The organism is Micromonospora sp. NPDC048871 (assembly GCF_043198155.1).
Lineage (GTDB): Bacteria > Actinomycetota > Actinomycetes > Mycobacteriales > Micromonosporaceae > Micromonospora.
In genome coordinates this window covers 239,113-253,828 of record NZ_JBICUM010000002.1, presented here as the reverse complement: position 1 = coordinate 253,828, position 14,716 = coordinate 239,113, and the positions used below count along the sequence as shown (strand labels likewise).

Genomic DNA, 14,716 nt, shown 5'->3' with positions numbered 1-14,716 from the left:
CCCGCGCCCCCCCCCGCAGGTACCCGCCCGCGGGGGGGACCGGCGCGGTTGGGCGGCATCGGTTCCACACCCCCCGCTGGGGGGGGGGGCGGGTCCGGCGAACGCCGGACCGGCCCCCACCTCAGTTGCCCCGGTCGCGGTAGCGCTCGTACGCCTTGTTGACCGTGTCCAGGTAGGCGTCCATGTTCTTGCTCTTCAGCTCGTTGACGTAGGTGTCCCACTGGGCCAGGTCACGCTGCCCCAGGGCGAACTGCAACGTGGCCTGGTAGACGTGGTCCTTGAGCGGGGTCTCCCAGAGCGACACCTGCTCCCGCTCCTCGTCGGTCAGCGGGTACGGCGGCGGCGGTGACTTCGGGGTACGGGCGTTCATCACCTTCTGGAACTCCTGCTCCTCGGCGGAGAAGAAGGCCTGCACCAGCTCGGGCCGGCCGCCGTAGGCGAACACTCCGTTGGCGAAGCCGAAGTCCTTCTGCAGGTGCTTGGGGGCCCCCGGGTTGAGGCCGATCATGTCGACCTCCTTGGCCAGGCTCGCCTTGCCGGCGGCGTCCTTGACGTAGGTGGTGCCCTCGACCCCCCACCGGGCGAACATCTGGCCCTCGTCGGAGTACCAGAGCCAGTCGACGAACTGCATCATGGCCACGAAGTTCTTGCTCTCCCGGGCCTTCGAGGAGATCATCATGCCGTTCTCCAGCCGGCTGGACGGGTTGATCTCCCCGGCCGGGCCGACCGGCAGCGGGATCTTCGCGATCTTCGCCTTCGGGTTGGTGGCCGCCAGGTCCGGCCGGTAGTCGTTGACCACGGACTGGGCGTTGGCGCTGATCACGAAGGATTTGCCGTTGGCCAGCTTCTGCCGGGCGCTGTCGTCGGTCTGGGTGAAGCTCTCCGGGTCCAGCAGCTTTTCGGCGACCAGCTTGTTGAGGTACTCCAACAGATGCCGGTAGTGCTCGGTGGCGGCGGTGTACTCGAACTTCTGCGCGCCGGCGTTCCAGCTCACGTGCTGGAAGTTCCAGCCCGCGCCCTCCAGGCCGTGCGACACGGCCAGCAGGTTCAGCAGGTTGCCGGCCGGGTTGGGCTGGCTGAACCGGTCGGAGAACGGGTAGGTGTCCGGGTACTTCGCCTTCATCGCCTTGAGCACGGTGTAGACGTCGTCCCAGGTCTTCGGGATCTCCAGGTTCAGCTCTTCGAGGATGTCGGTGCGGACCGCCAACGAGTAGTCGTGCCAGGGCTTCTCGTGCACCCCGGGCAGCAGGTAGAACTTCCCGTCGGCCTGGCGCAGGGTGTCCAGCTCCGGGTTCAGGTTCCACTTCTCGATCTTGTCCTTGAGGTTGGGCATCAGATCGAGGTAGTCGCTGACCGGCAGGATCGCCCCCGAGGAGACGTAGGCGTGCACGTCCGGCGGGTACGTCTTAGGAATGAGCAGCGGTGCGTCACCGGCCCCGATGAGCAGGCTGCGCTTCTGGTTGTAGTCGCTCAACGGCACGGCGACCGGTTCCAGGGTGACATTGGTCCGGGCGGTCAGCTCCTTCCAGAACAGCCAGTCGTTCTTCAGCGGGTAGTTCGGGTGGTTGTTGTAGAGGACGGAGAAGGAGAGCGCCTCGGTGGCCTTGAACTGCGTACCGGCGGCGTAGTTCTCCATCGCGCCGACCCGGTTCTCCGACAGGTTCTCCGAGTCGGTGGGATCGTCGCCACAGGCGGTGACGCTGGCTAGGGCGAGTAACGCGACGGTGGCTGCTGCCGCGTGACGCCACGATCTGCGGAACATGGCGGGTCCTTTCGCAGGTGATGGTGCGAGGGTGGGTCGGCTGCTCAGCCCTTCACCGCGCCGAGCATGATGCCGCGGACGAAATACCGCTGGACGAAGGGATAGACCAGCAGGATGGGCAGGGTGGTGAGCACGATCGTCACGGCCTTGAGGGTCGCCTCGGCCTGCACCTCGTTGGCCTCGGAGATGGCGCCGATGTTCTCCGCGCCGGTGGCCCCGGCGATCAGGTTGCGCAGGTAGATGGTGACCGGCCACAACTCCTGCCGGTCCAGGTAGAGGAAGGCCGCGAACCAGGAGTTCCAGAAGGCCACCGCGTAGAACAGCACCATGGTGGCGACGATGGCCTTCGACAGCGGCAGCACGATCCGCCACAGGATGCCGTACGTGTTGAGCCCGTCGACCGCGGCGGCCTCCTCCAGGTCGTTCGGCAGGCTCTCGAAGAAGGCCTTCATCACCAGCAGGTTGAACACGTTGATCGCGTTGGGCAGGGCGATGGCCCAGACGCTGTTCTTCAACCCCAGGCTGGTGACCAGCACGTAGTTGGGGATCAGCCCGCCGGTGAAGAACATCGTGAACACCGCGATGCCGATCAGGGCACTGCGTCCCTTGAGGTGCTTCTTGGACAACACGTACGCGTAACAGGTGGTCATCACGATCGAGATCAGGGTGGCGGTGACCGTGTAGAACACCGTGTTGCGGTAGTTGGTCCAGAACATCGAGTCCGACAGCACCAACTCGTACGTCTCCAGGGTGAACCCGCGCGGCACCAGGTTCACCTGCCCGGCGATGATGTACGCCTCATGGCTCATCGACCGGGCCACGATGTTGACGAACGGGTACAGCGTCACCACCACCACGGCGGTCAGGATGATCGCGTTGACCACCTGGAACACCCGGTAGCCACGGCTCTGCTGAATCCCGCGCCGCCGTCGCCCGGGTTCGGGCGCGGGTGCGGTGGCCGGCTTGGCGGCCTCGACGGTCACCACAGGCTCGTCCCCACCGTACGGCGGGCGATCAGGTTCGCCGACAGCACCAGGATCAGCCCGATCACCGCCTCGAACAGCCCGATCGCGGCGGCGTAGCTGAAGTTGCTGGAGGTGAAGCCGACCCGGAACAGGTATGTGGAGATGACGTCGGCGGTCGGATAGGTCAGCGGGTTGTACAGCAGCAGGATCTTCTCGAACCCGACCGCCATGAAGGTGCCGATGTTGAGGATCAGCAGGGTCACCATGGTCGGCCGGATCCCCGGCAGGGTGACATGCCAGGTCTGCCGCCAGCGGTTGGCCCCGTCGATGCGGGCCGCCTCGTACAGGTCGTCGTCGATGGTGGTCAGCGCGGCCAGGTAGAGGATGGTGCCCCAGCCGACGGTCTGCCAGACCTCGGAGGAGACGTAGATGGTGCGGAACCACTCCGGGCGTTGCAGGAAGGGGATCGCCTCCCCGCCGCCCGCCCGGACCAGCTGGTTGATCGTGCCGTCCATGGACAGCAACTGCATGACCATGGCCGCCACGATCACGATGGACAGGAAGTGCGGCAGGTACGACACCGACTGCACGAACCGCTTGAGCCGGCGGGCGCGTACCTCGTTGAGCAGCAGGGCCAGCACGATCGGCAGCGGGAAGCAGAACAGCAGGGTCAGCGCGCCCAACGCCAGGGTGTTGGTGAAGACGTTCCAGAAGGTCGGGTCGTTCAGGAACATCTTGAAGTAGCGCAGGCCCACCCAGTACTCGCCGAACAGGCTGCCGCCGGGCTGGAACCGGCGGAAGGCGATGACGTTGCCGAGCATCGGCAGGTACCGGAAGACCAGGAAGAACAGCAGCGGCAGGATGGCCAGGGAGTACAACTGCCAGTCCCGCCGCAGCGCCCGCCGCCAGGTCCGCCGCCGGGCCGCGCGGGGCAGCCCGGTCGACGGCGGCGCCGCCGAGGCCGGGCTGCTCATCGCCGCGGTCGATCGTCGACGGGTAGCTGAGCTCTCATTGCGCGCCCTCCGGTCGCGTCCGGGGTTGTCCCGACGGCTCGCCCTGCCGCTGTACGGCGCCGCCACAGTCGAAAATTTCGGAAACCCGCTCGTAGTCTGTGTCGGGAACCTAAGTGTGTCGATAAATCGATGTCAAGGGCTGGAAATCCGCCTACCGCACTGGCACTGTGGTGCGGGTAAGCGATTGCCTGCGGTCCTTGGCCGTCGCGCAATCCATCGATCGTTGTCCTCGGTGATCGGTTGGGACATGGTGGGTTCTCCGAAATTCTCGGGGCCGGTGGTAGAGGGGCCGATGACTGAGAACCGCTCGTCGGCGGCGCTCGGCGCCACGACACTCGCGACCATCGCCCAGGAGGTTGGCGTCTCCTCGGCGACGGTGTCCAAGGTCCTCAACGGCCGCTCGGATGTGGCGGCGGCCACCCGGGCCCGGGTGGAGGCGAGCCTGGAACGGCACCGCTACCGCCGCCGGACCCGGCGGGCCGTCGGCGACGGCCAGATCGACCTGGTGTTCCACGAGTTCGGCTCCGACTGGGCGATGGAGATCATCCGGGGGGTCGAGGCGATCACCACGGCGGGCCGGGTGAACGTGGTGCTCTCGCAACTGGACGGCGCCCACCGACCGCCGCAGCCCTGGTTCGACGCGATGCTCGCCCGGCGTCCCCTGGGGGTGCTGCTGGTGATGTGCAATCTGACCGACCAGCAGCGCCGGCAGCTGCGCCGACAGGCCATTCCGGTCGTGGTGGTCGACACCGACAGCGCCAGCGCGGCCTCCGGGCCGACCGTGGGGTCCAACAACTGGAACGGTGGCCTGCTGGCCACCCGCCACCTGCTGGATCTGGGGCATCGCCGGATCGCGATCATCTCCGGTCCGCGGGACGTGCTCTGCGCCCGCGCCCGCACGGCCGGCTACCGCTGCGCCCACGAGGAACTCGGCGTACCGGTCGATCCCGACCTGGTGCGTTCCGGGACCTTCCACCTGGACGCCGGATACACCCACGGCATCGAGCTGCTCAGCCGCCCGGACCGGCCGACCGCGGTCTTCGCCGGCTCCGACCTCCAGGCGCTGGGGGTCCTGCGGGCGGCCCGGCAGCTCGGTCTGGACGTGCCCGGCGACGTCTCCGTGGTCGGCTACGACAACCTGCCGGTCTCCGCCTGGTCCGGCCCGCCCTTGACCACGGTCAACCAACCCCTGCGGGACATGGCCGGCACGGCCACCCAGATGCTGCTCGACCTGGCGCACGGGGTGGCCCTGCCCACCAGCCGCATCGATCTGGTGGCCGAGCTGGTGATTCGGGAGAGCACCGCCCCGCCACCGCGACCCTGACCACAGCTGCGAGGACGGATGTCTCTGTTCGACCTGCCCCTGGACCAACTGCGCCGGTACGCCCCCACCATCACCGAACCGGCGGATCTCGACGACTTCTGGCGTACCACCCTCCAGGCGGCGGAGTCGGTGCCGGTGCTGGTGGAGGTACGCCCGGAGCCGACCGACCTGCGGCTGCTCGACACCTGGGACGTGACCTTCGCCGGTTTCGCCGGTGACCCGGTCCGGGCCTGGTACACCCGTCCGGCCGGGGTGCCGGAGCCACTGCCGGTGGTGATCGAGTACGTCGGCTACGGGCGTGGCCGAGGCACCCCGCACGAGCGGCTGACCTGGCCGGTAGCCGGTTACGCACACCTGCTGATGGACGCCCGGGGCCAGTCCGGCCAGTACGGGGTGGGGGACACGGCCGACCCCCACGGCAAGGCGCCGGGCGGGCCTTCCCCGGTGACCCGGGGCATCCTGTCCCCGCAGGGCTACTACTACCGCCGACTCATCACGGACGCGGTACGCGCCGTCCAGGCGGCCCGGGCCCTGCCCGGGGTGGACCCCGCTCGGGTGGTCGTGGCCGGCAACAGTCAGGGCGGTGGGTTGGCCCTGGCGGTCGCCGGGCTGGCACCGGGGCTGGCCGCCGTCCTGGCCACCGCACCCTTCCTCTGCCACCTCCAGCGGGCCATCGAGATCACCGACGCCAGTCCGTACGGTGAGATCGGCACCTACCTCGCCGTGCACCGGGAGGCCGAGGCGGCCGTACGCCACACCCTGTCCTATGTGGATGCTGCTGGTCTGGTACGACGGGCCACCGCCCCGGTGCACCTGGGTCTGGGGCTGCGAGACCGGGTCTGTCCGCCGAGCACGGTGTTCGCCGCCTACCACCAGTACGGTGTCGCCAACGGCGGGCCGGTGCCGGCGCGCAGCATCCACGTCTACCCGTTCAACGGCCACGAGCACGGGGAGGCGGTGCACCTGCGCCGGCAGCTACGTTGGCTGGCCGAGCTGCTCGGCGACCCGACGCAGCCCGCCGGGCCGGCCCGGTCGACGCAGCCGGTCGGCGCAGGCTGACCGGTCGCCGATCAGCGGGGACCGAAACTTTCGGTGGTCATCGGTCCGGGTCAATCAGCTGTCCGCTGTGGTTTACTGCCGACCAGGGGTCGGTGCGGCCGGGTCACGTCGATCCCGAGAAGACAGTCGGGCACATTGAGCTTGCGGACGTGTTTCGATACTGTTTTCGATAGAACAGCTCCGATCTACTCACGAGGGCCGGCCGAAGTGCACCGGCCTGCGCGGCATCCGGGCGACCGCGCAGGTGACGGAAGGGTCATCGTGTTGGGCGGTAGTCGGAGCCGGCTTCCCATCAGCACGGCTTCGTCGAAAGGCTCACGCCATGAACAACGCGTTCGCCCGCGCCAGCGGGCGTCCCGCGACCAGACTGCGATCGCGCTCCGCGCTGATCTCGGCCGTGGTCGGTCTCTCCCTCGCCGCTACCACCGTGGTGGTGACGGCCTCCAGCGCCAGCGCGGCGACCACTCTGGGCGCTGCCGCTGCGGAGAGCGGCCGGTACTTCGGGGCCGCGATCGCAGCACACAAGCTCAACGACAGCGTCTACACCGGCATCCTGAACCGCGAGTTCAACTCGGTCACGGCCGAGAACGAGATGAAGATCAACGCCCTGGAGCCGCAGCAGGGGGTCTTCACCTACGGCACCGCGGACCGGATCGTCAACCACGCCCTGTCCCGGGGCTGGAAGGTCCGGGGTCACACCCTGGCCTGGCACTCCCAGCAGCCCGCCTGGATGGAGCGGATGGAAGGGCAGGCCCTGCGCTCGGCCATGCTCAACCACGTCACCCAGGTCGCGACCTACTACCGCGGCAAGATCGACTCCTGGGACGTGGTGAACGAGGCGTTCGACGACGGCAACAGCGGCGCGCGCCGTAACTCCAACCTCCAGCGCACCGGTGGCGACTGGATCGAGGCGGCCTTCCGGGCCGCACGGGCCGCCGACCCGGGCGCGAAGCTGTGCTACAACGACTACAACACCGACAACTGGACCTGGGCCAAGACCCAGGCGGTCTACAACATGGTGCGCGACTTCAAGCAGCGCGGCGTGCCGATCGACTGCGTAGGGTTCCAGTCGCACTTCAACGCCCAGTCGGCGTACAACAGCAACTACCGCACCACCCTGTCCAGCTTCGCCGCCCTCGGGGTGGACGTGCAGATCACCGAGCTGGACATCGAAGGCTCCGGCAGCCAGCAGGCCGACACCTACCGCCGGGTGGTCCAGGACTGCCTCGCGGTGCCGCGCTGCAACGGCATCACCGTGTGGGGCATCCGGGACAGCGACTCCTGGCGTTCCTACGGCACCCCGCTACTGTTCGACAACAACGGCAACAAGAAGCAGGCGTACAACTCGACGCTGGAGGCGCTGAACGCCGGTGGCACCACCCCGCCGCCGACCACTCCGCCGCCCACGACGCCTCCGCCCACCACCCCGCCGCCGACCACCCCGCCGCCCACGACGCCGCCACCCACCACCCCGCCGCCGTCCGGTGCCTGCACCGCGTCCTTCACGCTGGACACCTGGAACGGTGGATTCGTCGCCCATGTGCGGGTGACAGCCGGCTCCAGCGGTCTCAACGGCTGGGCGGTGAACATGAACCTCCCGGGTGGCACCTCGGTCACCAACTCGTGGAACACCCAGGCGAGTGGCAACAGTGGCGCCGTGACCTTCCGCAACGTCGGCTACAACGCCAACGTGGCACCGGGCACCACTACCGAGTTCGGGTTCCAGGGCACGGGCTCCGCCCCCTCCGGCACCCCCACCTGCAACGCAGGCTGATCTGAAAGGAGGGGCCCCTTCCTAACGCCTCGTGCATAGGAAGGGGCCCCTTTTAACGCGTCCGGACGCTCAGCAGCGGTTGATCGTCGAGTTGTTCAGCCCCACATTGCTGATCACCAGGTTGGCCGTGCAGGGGCTCTCCAGGATCCGGCTGTTGACCAGGGCGAAGTTGCGCAGGGTGATGTCCCGGTTGCCGGGGAACTCGCTGCGCGCGGCCAGCCGCACCTCACCACCACCGCTGATGGTGCCCCCACCCGCGGCGATGTCCACCCCGTAGCAGTTCTCGATGAGGATGGCGTTGTTGCCGGTGTTGGCGATGTCCACCCGGTTGACCGCCAGGCCGCCGGACTCCGAGACACAGAAGATGCCCCGGCCGCCGCCGCGCGCCCGTACGGTGTCCACCCGGATGTTGATCGGGTAGCTGGAGCCGATCCGGCCGGCCCGGTTGGCGATCCGGAAGGCCGCGTACCCGGTGCCGGCGCCGGCGTTCTCCGCGTCGACCGTGTTCACGGTGGCGTTGATGGTCTGGTTGAGCAGCAGCCCGGACTCCCCGACATTGCGGGCGGTCACCGTGCCGATGGTCAGCCCGTCGACACCGTAGGTCTCCACGGCGTGCGCACGGGCACCGGAGACGTACACGTTGTCGATGCGGATGTTGCGGCTCCACTGGCTGGTGTCGCCCCGGTTGTCGATGCGGATCCCGAGCCCGCTGGACAGCCGCATGTCGATCTGACCGAGGATCACGTTGGTGACGTTGCGCATGAAGATGCCGTACAGCGGGGTGCCGGTGACGCTGAGGTTCTGCACCTCGACCTGGGTGGTGCCGCGCGAGTAGATCGGTGCCTGGTCGCCGCTGCCGGAGCCGGTCACATTGATCGTGCCGCACACGTCGATCGTGGTGTAGCTGGGCAGGGAGATCCGGGAGCCCGCGCTGATCGAGCCGGAGCCGCGTACCACGACCCGCTGCTTGCTGGTCCGCCCGGAGCTGAGGCTGTTGATCGCGGCCTGCACGGCCTCCCGCATGTCGCCGCCGGTGTAGACCGTCGTGCCGCCGTTGCGGGCCGTCCAGGTGCCACCGTTCAGCACCGCCTCGGCCTGGAAGCTGCCACTGCCGCAGCCACTGCCGCTGCCCAGGGTGATCAGCCGCCACTGCTGGTTGGCGCCGTTGACGTCCTGGTACTGCGAGATCATCGCCCCGTCGGCGGTGGACCAGCCCCACAGGTCCAGCGCCTTGTTGGAGTGTCGGTTGATGAACCGGACATGACCGCCGTCGGAGTCGGCCAGCCGGAAATGCTGCCGGGTGTTGCCGCCGGCCGAGGAGTTCTGCACCAGCTGTACGCCGTCGTTGGCGTTGGGCAGCTCAAGGACCTTTCCGCTGTGCACCGACCGGATCTGGTAGTAACCGTTGCCGGCGTCGACGAAGCGCCACTGCTGCACGGCGGCGTCGTTGCGGGTGAACTGGTTGATCGGGGCCTGGTCGGCGGTGGACCAGTTCCACACGTCCATCGCCTTGCCGCTGTGCCGGTTGACGAAGACGTAGGTGGCGTTCGGGTCGACCGTTGCGGCCTGCGCGGGGCTCGGCGCCGCGATGGCCGTACCGGCGGCGACCAGCAGCACCGTGCCGGCGGCGACCAGCCATCGGGGCGTACGCCGGGGTGTTGTCGTTCTGGACGGCATGTGAGCTTCCTTTCCGGACGGACGGGTGGTGGTGAAGAGGGCGAGGCACCTGTCAGGGTAAGCGCTTTCCTGGACGGCGCGAATCGGTCCCGACCCGCAGCGTGTACGAGGTGCCGGTGCGGTTCCCGTGCCGGCACCCCACGTCGTGCCCCCGTGGGGTGCCGGCCTTACCGGGATCAGCCTGAGAAGTAGCAGGAGCCGCCGTTGAGCGTGAAGACGCCCGGCTTGCCGGCGTCGCCGGTGTGGTTGGCCTGGAACCCGATCGTCGTCGAGGTCTTCGGCGCGATGGTGCCGTTGTAGGAGACGTTACGGGCGGTCACCGCTCCGGAGGCCGGCGAGTACGTCGCGTTCCAGCCGTTGGTGATGGTCTGCCCGGCGGGCAGGGTGAACGCCAGGGTCCAGCCGTTGATGGCCGTACTGCCGGTGTTGGTGATGGTCACCGAGGTGGTCAGCCCAGTGTTCCAGGCGTTGACCTCGTAGTGGACCTGGCAGCCCGGCCCCGGCGGCAGGGTCGGCGACGTCGTCGGCGACGGCGGCGGGGGCGGGGTGGGGGTCGGAGTGGGAGTCGGGGTCGGGATCGGGCTCGGAGTCGGATCAGGCGTCACCGACGGCGACGGGGACGGGTTGTTGAGGCCGAAGAAGCGGATCGCCTGCGCGGCGTCGACCGGCAGGTTGTGCGATACGCCCTGCATGCTGATCGCCTCCACCGGCGCCTGGTCGCCGGTGGAGCCGTAGCGGGTGCGGGTGTAGCCGGCCTGCGGGCTGTCGGTGTAGACGGGGGTCTGGGTCCGCCCTTGCACGTTGGTCCACTGCTTGATCTGCTCGCCGAAGTTCGGGTATCGCAGGATGTCGTCGTTGGTGCCGTGCCAGATCTGCATCCGCGGACGGTTGCCGCTGTAGCCCGGGTATGCATTGCGTACCAGGTCACCCCACTGCGCAGGGGTGCGGCTGATCTGCCCGTTGGCGCACTCGCTGTTCCACTCCGAGCCGTTGGTGGTGGCGAAACAGCCGAACGGAACCCCCGCGAAGGCGGCCCCGGCGGCGAAGACGTCCGGGTAGAGCCCGAGCATCACGTTCGTCATCATCGCCCCGGACGACACGCCGGTGGCGAAGATCCGGCCCGGGTCGACCGGGTAGCGGGCCCGGACGTGGTCGACCATCGACATGATGCCCACCGGGTCACTGCCGCCGCCCCGACGCAGTGCCTGCGGCGAGTAGACGTCGAAGCACTGGCTGCTGCGGGTCACCGACGGATAGATGACGATGTAGCCGTGCTGGTCGGCCAGGGCGGCGAACCGGGTGCCCGAGTGCAGGGCCGGTCCGGTGCCGGTGCAGTAGTGCATCGCGACCAGAATTCCCGGTCGCGGCGCTACCCGGTCCGGTACGTAGAGGTACATGCGCAGGTTGCTGGGGTTGGCACCGAAGTTGGTCACCTCGGTCAGGCTGGCCGCCGACGCCGGACTCGGGATCGACAGTGCGGCCAGCGCTGTCAGGATGATGGCCGCGAGCGCGGCCGAGCCGAGTTTGATCGCCTTCTTCATGGGCAGAATGTCCTCCGGACGGATGCGAACAGGGGGATGTTCCGATCGAGGCTGCCCGGTGCCTCGTCTCGTCCGGCTCAGGAACATTGATGATTATCAGTCGTGGGGGTGTGCGGTGACAAGCCGCGCCATGCTGCTCACCGTTCGTCGTCGACCACCTCGGACTCGCCGTCGTGGTCGTACCGCACCGCCGGATGCTCGTCGGGCTGTGGCGCCTCCGCCAGGGTGTGGTGCGGATCGCCGTCCGGGGAGAAGAGCACCCGATCGGTCTTGCGGGTCTTCTCCTGGTCCTCCTCCGGCTCGGTCACCGGCCTACTCCTCACCTCGGGGTCACGTCCCACCGACGCTATGCGGGTGCCCGCCGGCGGCTGCCACCGCCGGAGCAACCACCACCCGTTCGGGGGTACGCCATCAGGTGATCTACCTTGCGGTATCGCCGCAGGTCAGCGCCCACGCGGCCGGCGATGTGAGCTGTCCGACCCCGGGTGCCCGCAGACCGGGATTCGTCACCCAACCGTCATATGTCCGCGCGTTGCTCGCCACCTGACCGGTGCAGGGTGGGTGGTCGATCATTACGACGTGGGAAGGAGCCCGGTATGGCCGTCGTCCTGGCTGCCCAACTGGTCACCCTGACCTGTGACAACTGCGGGGACACCGTCGTCGGCGCGCGTCCGCCCGCCGACGGGGAGATGCTCTGGACCCTGCTGTCCGAGCACGGCTGGGGCGGATCGCCGCTGCCCGACGGCCCCCACCGGTGCGCCCACTGCATCCGGCTCGGCCCGGCCTCTGACGCCCTGTCCGGCGGCATCCTCGGCATCGAGCATCTCGGTGGGGTGACGGTGGTGACCGTCGCCGGTGACGTCGACCTGGACACCGGCGACACCCTGCGGATGGCACTGCAGCACGCGGCAGACATGGGTGGTCACGTACTTGTGGACCTCGTCCGAACCGATCTGATCGACTCCACCGCCCTGGGCATGCTGGTCCGCGCCCACCACGACGCCGTCGAACGGGGCGCGCGGTTCTGCGTCGCGGTCACCTCACCGCTGATCCGCCAGGTCCTCCAGGTCACCGGCGTGGACAAGGTACTGGCCGTAGCGGACAGCCGCCCCGCCGCCCTGGCCCACCTGACCACCACCCCCTGACACCCCCGGCCCGTCCGCGCTCGCCGGTGCCGGGCGGCGCGGACGGGCCGGAAGTCAGCGACGGCCGCGCCGATGCCCGACAAGCCGCAGGGCGTTGCAGACATCCGCGACGCCCTCGACATCCCAGGCCAGTTCACCGGCGGCCCGCCGGGTCTCCGCACCGGCGACCAGGCCGGTGAGGATCACGACGCGGTTCTGCACCATCACCGTGATCTGCTGTCGACGGGTGCTCCAGTCGGCGCTCAGTCGCTGGGCGACCAGCGCGGCGAGCCGGACGTCCTCGTCATGGTCCTGCGGCTCGTCCCACAGCGCCCGGAATGAGTGATCGTCGGGCATCGGCCAGGGCCAGGGCATCACCACAACGGTCTCCTTCGTCGTCGAGGCCGGCGACCCGACGCGCCGTCCCGATCGGTGATTACCTTGCGCAAGGACCTTGGAGTCGACCGCACGGTTGGATGACATTTGCGTGACAGATCCCGCCGCTCACCGGTGCCCACGTCCGGTGATGTCAGATCTTGAGGAGGCTACCCCTGGGTCCGTCAGGAGATTCACCTCGAAGGCGGCTTGGATCGTTCCGTGAACGCGGTGGCGGTTCAGGGGCGACGGTCGTCCGTCTTGATGCTGCTGACGAAGGCTTCCCAGGCGGTCGGGCCGAAGCTCAGCGTTGCGGCAGCAGGAGCCTTGGAGTCGCGTACGTCGATCTCGGTGCCTCGGTCGCGGACCTCGACGCACTGGCCGTTGCTGCCGGAACGGCTCGACGTGCGCCAGACGTTACGCTCCATGCGCGCTCAGCTCCTTGACGAACTTGATCGACTCGGCCGGCGACCTGGCCAGCATCCTCAGATTGTCGTACGCCGCCGACAGTCGCGCCAGGTCGCTGCTGGACTCCAGGAACAGCTCACCGGCCAGGGTCTCGATGTAGCCCAGCGGCGGCTCGTCCTGTTCGAAGCTGAGCAGCGCGAAGCCGCTGCTGATCGCCAGGTGGGCGCCCGCCTCGAAGCGGAGCACCTGGATGGTGACGTTGGGCAGTCGGCTCACCTTGACCAGGTGGTGAAGCTGTTCGGCCAGTACCTCCGGGCCGCCGACCTCGGTCCGCAGTGACGCCTCCGACAGGATGGCGTGCAGCCGTAGCGGGGTGGGCTGCCGGTGCAGCACCTCACCAGCCCTGCCCCGATCGTCTGTCCCGAATCACATGCAGCTTCAATCGATCATGATTACAAGCTTGCCTGACATCACTTGATGCGCCAATGCTCGATCACGCCGCCACCTTGGCGGATCGACAGGTCGACGCCACCGACCCGCACCACACCGGCTTCGGGCCGGTCGCCGTCGAACTGGCCCGGTCCCTCGCCGCCCACCGCCTCGGCGACACCATCGAGGCGGTACGCCGACACGAACACGCCGTACGCAGCGACGGATGGCGGCGGCTGTCGCCGGAACAGCGCGCCGCTGCCCTCGTCGACGCCGCCCGCGCCCACCTGGACACCGGCGACCCGGTCGCGGCCGGGCACGCCCTGCTCGACGCCGACCGCATCGCCCCCGCCGAGATCCGCAGCCGCCCGGTCGCCCGTACCCTCCTCGCCGAGGTCATCCAACGCGCCCCCGCCCCGCCCGACGTGGCGCGCCTGTCCACCACCCTCGGCCTCACCCCCTCGGGCAGTTGATCAAGAGGTTTCGGTCACGCGCCCGGCGTGTCGAAACCAAAACTTCTTGATCGACCCCTCGGGGAGGAGGGTTACCGTGCCGGTATTCATCCGGCGAATATCGTGTGCAGGGCATTGACGACCTCGTCGGCCCGGGTGAGCGGCGCGAGATGGACGGAGTCCCGCCGGACGACATGCCAGCCGGCGCGTTCGGCAGTGTCCGCGGCGTCATCGTAAGCGGGCGTGAGCCGGACGTACGCGTGCGGCAATCCGTCGAAGACGGGGGTCGGTGACGGGCACTTCTCCGCGCAGAGCGCGAACGGCGTCGGGCGTAGGTCGGCGCTGAACCTCTCGCGGACCTCATCGTCCGGTATCTCGGCGGCCAGCGCCTCGGCCGGAAACCAGGTGTTCCACGGCGGCAGTTCGCCGTCCGCGGCCATCTCGAGCAGCCGGGCCGCCCGTTCCCCGTCGAGGGATTCCAGCCAACTGAGTCCTGGATGCGGCAGGCGGGCATCCACGAAGATCGTGGCTGCCGCAGCCGGGCCGAGGGCCTCGACGATCGCGGGTACGAGCGGGCCGGCGGCGCTGTGGGCGACCAGCGTCGTCGGGTGCTCGACGGCGGCCACCACGGCTTCGCGCAGGCGACCCTGATAGGGCGGCGGGCCGGTCAGGGCCGGGCGAAGATCGGGCACGACCACGCGGTGACCGTCAGCCCGCAGCGTGCGGGCGACGGCATCCCAGCTGTACGGGCTCAGCAGCGGACTGTGAACGAGGGCGATCGTACGCATCATGAATACCTCTACTTGCAGATAT

General features: G+C 68.7%; 15 protein-coding genes. 5 read left to right on the top strand and 10 right to left on the bottom strand.

Features of this window, described 5'->3' with window-relative positions; genetic code table 11:
* Positions 1 to 121 precede the first annotated feature (121 nt).
* From ACGFIK_RS05775 to ACGFIK_RS05765, 3 genes are read right to left on the bottom strand one after another with little or no spacing between them, the layout of a single operon-like run.
* Positions 122 to 1,762, bottom strand: coding sequence for an extracellular solute-binding protein (locus tag ACGFIK_RS05775; RefSeq protein WP_393337894.1), 1,641 nt, complete (start codon positions 1,760 to 1,762; stop codon positions 122 to 124).
* Positions 1,763 to 1,806: 44 nt separating this feature from the next.
* Entirely contained in the window at positions 1,807 to 2,745 is a 939-nt protein-coding gene (locus tag ACGFIK_RS05770) for a carbohydrate ABC transporter permease (RefSeq protein ID WP_327025308.1), read from the bottom strand.
* Entirely contained in the window at positions 2,742 to 3,701 is a 960-nt protein-coding gene (locus tag ACGFIK_RS05765; protein WP_393337892.1) for an ABC transporter permease, read from the bottom strand. Before ACGFIK_RS05765 ends, ACGFIK_RS05770 begins: the two co-directional genes overlap by 4 nt.
* Before the next feature lie 331 nt (positions 3,702 to 4,032).
* Between ACGFIK_RS05765 and ACGFIK_RS05760 the strand changes: the two genes are divergently transcribed.
* From ACGFIK_RS05760 to ACGFIK_RS05750, 3 genes are all read left to right on the top strand, one after another.
* Positions 4,033 to 5,064, top strand: a complete 1,032-nt coding sequence (locus ACGFIK_RS05760) for a LacI family DNA-binding transcriptional regulator (RefSeq protein WP_327025310.1) — start codon at positions 4,033 to 4,035, stop codon at positions 5,062 to 5,064.
* A gap of 18 nt (positions 5,065 to 5,082) precedes the next feature.
* On the top strand, positions 5,083 to 6,123 hold the full coding sequence (locus ACGFIK_RS05755; RefSeq protein ID WP_393337889.1) for an acetylxylan esterase: 1,041 nt from the start codon (positions 5,083 to 5,085) through the stop codon (positions 6,121 to 6,123).
* Between the two features lie 322 nt (positions 6,124 to 6,445).
* Positions 6,446 to 7,897, top strand: coding sequence for an endo-1,4-beta-xylanase (locus ACGFIK_RS05750; protein WP_393337887.1), 1,452 nt, complete (start codon positions 6,446 to 6,448; stop codon positions 7,895 to 7,897).
* A 69-nt stretch (positions 7,898 to 7,966) separates the two neighbouring features.
* Here the strand turns inward: ACGFIK_RS05750 and ACGFIK_RS05745 are convergent, their stop codons facing one another.
* The 3 genes from ACGFIK_RS05745 to ACGFIK_RS05735 all read right to left on the bottom strand — a co-directional run bounded on the left by ACGFIK_RS05745 (position 7,967) and on the right by ACGFIK_RS05735 (position 11,423).
* Positions 7,967 to 9,574: an RICIN domain-containing protein gene (locus ACGFIK_RS05745; protein ID WP_327025313.1), complete on the bottom strand. Its 1,608-nt coding sequence runs from the start codon at positions 9,572 to 9,574 to the stop codon at positions 7,967 to 7,969.
* A 176-nt stretch (positions 9,575 to 9,750) separates the two neighbouring features.
* Positions 9,751 to 11,115, bottom strand: coding sequence for a PHB depolymerase family esterase (locus ACGFIK_RS05740; RefSeq protein WP_327025314.1), 1,365 nt, complete (start codon positions 11,113 to 11,115; stop codon positions 9,751 to 9,753).
* A gap of 137 nt (positions 11,116 to 11,252) precedes the next feature.
* Positions 11,253 to 11,423, bottom strand: coding sequence for a hypothetical protein (locus tag ACGFIK_RS05735; RefSeq protein WP_327025315.1), 171 nt, complete (start codon positions 11,421 to 11,423; stop codon positions 11,253 to 11,255).
* Positions 11,424 to 11,711: 288 nt separating this feature from the next.
* On the opposite strand from ACGFIK_RS05735, the gene ACGFIK_RS05730 reads away from it, so the two are divergent.
* Entirely contained in the window at positions 11,712 to 12,260 is a 549-nt protein-coding gene (locus tag ACGFIK_RS05730) for an STAS domain-containing protein (RefSeq protein ID WP_327025316.1), read from the top strand.
* Positions 12,261 to 12,314: 54 nt separating this feature from the next.
* Here the strand turns inward: ACGFIK_RS05730 and ACGFIK_RS05725 are convergent, their stop codons facing one another.
* From ACGFIK_RS05725 to ACGFIK_RS05715, 3 genes are all read right to left on the bottom strand, one after another.
* Entirely contained in the window at positions 12,315 to 12,614 is a 300-nt protein-coding gene (locus tag ACGFIK_RS05725; RefSeq protein ID WP_327027084.1) for a BON domain-containing protein, read from the bottom strand.
* Positions 12,615 to 12,853: 239 nt separating this feature from the next.
* Complete coding sequence (locus ACGFIK_RS05720; protein WP_327025317.1) at positions 12,854 to 13,042, bottom strand: DUF397 domain-containing protein; 189 nt, start codon at positions 13,040 to 13,042, stop codon at positions 12,854 to 12,856.
* Entirely contained in the window at positions 13,032 to 13,415 is a 384-nt protein-coding gene (locus ACGFIK_RS05715; RefSeq protein ID WP_327025318.1) for a DUF5753 domain-containing protein, read from the bottom strand. Before ACGFIK_RS05715 ends, ACGFIK_RS05720 begins: the two co-directional genes overlap by 11 nt.
* Before the next feature lie 92 nt (positions 13,416 to 13,507).
* On the opposite strand from ACGFIK_RS05715, the gene ACGFIK_RS05710 reads away from it, so the two are divergent.
* Positions 13,508 to 13,924 carry a hypothetical protein gene (locus tag ACGFIK_RS05710; protein ID WP_327025319.1) on the top strand — a complete coding sequence of 139 codons (417 nt, stop codon included), beginning with the start codon at positions 13,508 to 13,510 and terminating at the stop codon, positions 13,922 to 13,924.
* 86 nt (positions 13,925 to 14,010) lie between these two features.
* Here ACGFIK_RS05710 and ACGFIK_RS05705 read toward each other — a convergent pair whose 3' ends face one another.
* Positions 14,011 to 14,691 carry a hypothetical protein gene (locus ACGFIK_RS05705; protein ID WP_327025320.1) on the bottom strand — a complete coding sequence of 227 codons (681 nt, stop codon included), beginning with the start codon at positions 14,689 to 14,691 and terminating at the stop codon, positions 14,011 to 14,013.
* Positions 14,692 to 14,716: the final 25 nt, after the last annotated feature.

What these genes read in the sequence shown, in the direction of transcription:
- ACGFIK_RS05775 (WP_393337894.1), bottom strand. Translation starts at nt 1,762, where the DNA reads ATGTTCCGCAGATCGTGGCGTCACGCGGCAGCAGCCACCGTCGCGTTA.
- ACGFIK_RS05765 (WP_393337892.1), bottom strand. Translation starts at nt 3,701, where the DNA reads ATGAGCAGCCCGGCCTCGGCGGCGCCGCCGTCGACCGGGCTGCCCCGC.
- ACGFIK_RS05760 (WP_327025310.1), top strand. Translation starts at nt 4,033, where the DNA reads ATGACTGAGAACCGCTCGTCGGCGGCGCTCGGCGCCACGACACTCGCG.
- ACGFIK_RS05755 (WP_393337889.1), top strand. Translation starts at nt 5,083, where the DNA reads ATGTCTCTGTTCGACCTGCCCCTGGACCAACTGCGCCGGTACGCCCCC.
- ACGFIK_RS05750 (WP_393337887.1), top strand. Translation starts at nt 6,446, where the DNA reads ATGAACAACGCGTTCGCCCGCGCCAGCGGGCGTCCCGCGACCAGACTG.
- ACGFIK_RS05745 (WP_327025313.1), bottom strand. Translation starts at nt 9,574, where the DNA reads ATGCCGTCCAGAACGACAACACCCCGGCGTACGCCCCGATGGCTGGTC.
- ACGFIK_RS05740 (WP_327025314.1), bottom strand. Translation starts at nt 11,115, where the DNA reads ATGAAGAAGGCGATCAAACTCGGCTCGGCCGCGCTCGCGGCCATCATC.
- ACGFIK_RS05730 (WP_327025316.1), top strand. Translation starts at nt 11,712, where the DNA reads ATGGCCGTCGTCCTGGCTGCCCAACTGGTCACCCTGACCTGTGACAAC.
- ACGFIK_RS05725 (WP_327027084.1), bottom strand. Translation starts at nt 12,614, where the DNA reads ATGCCCTGGCCCTGGCCGATGCCCGACGATCACTCATTCCGGGCGCTG.
- ACGFIK_RS05720 (WP_327025317.1), bottom strand. Translation starts at nt 13,042, where the DNA reads ATGGAGCGTAACGTCTGGCGCACGTCGAGCCGTTCCGGCAGCAACGGC.
- ACGFIK_RS05710 (WP_327025319.1), top strand. Translation starts at nt 13,508, where the DNA reads ATGCTCGATCACGCCGCCACCTTGGCGGATCGACAGGTCGACGCCACC.
- ACGFIK_RS05705 (WP_327025320.1), bottom strand. Translation starts at nt 14,691, where the DNA reads ATGCGTACGATCGCCCTCGTTCACAGTCCGCTGCTGAGCCCGTACAGC.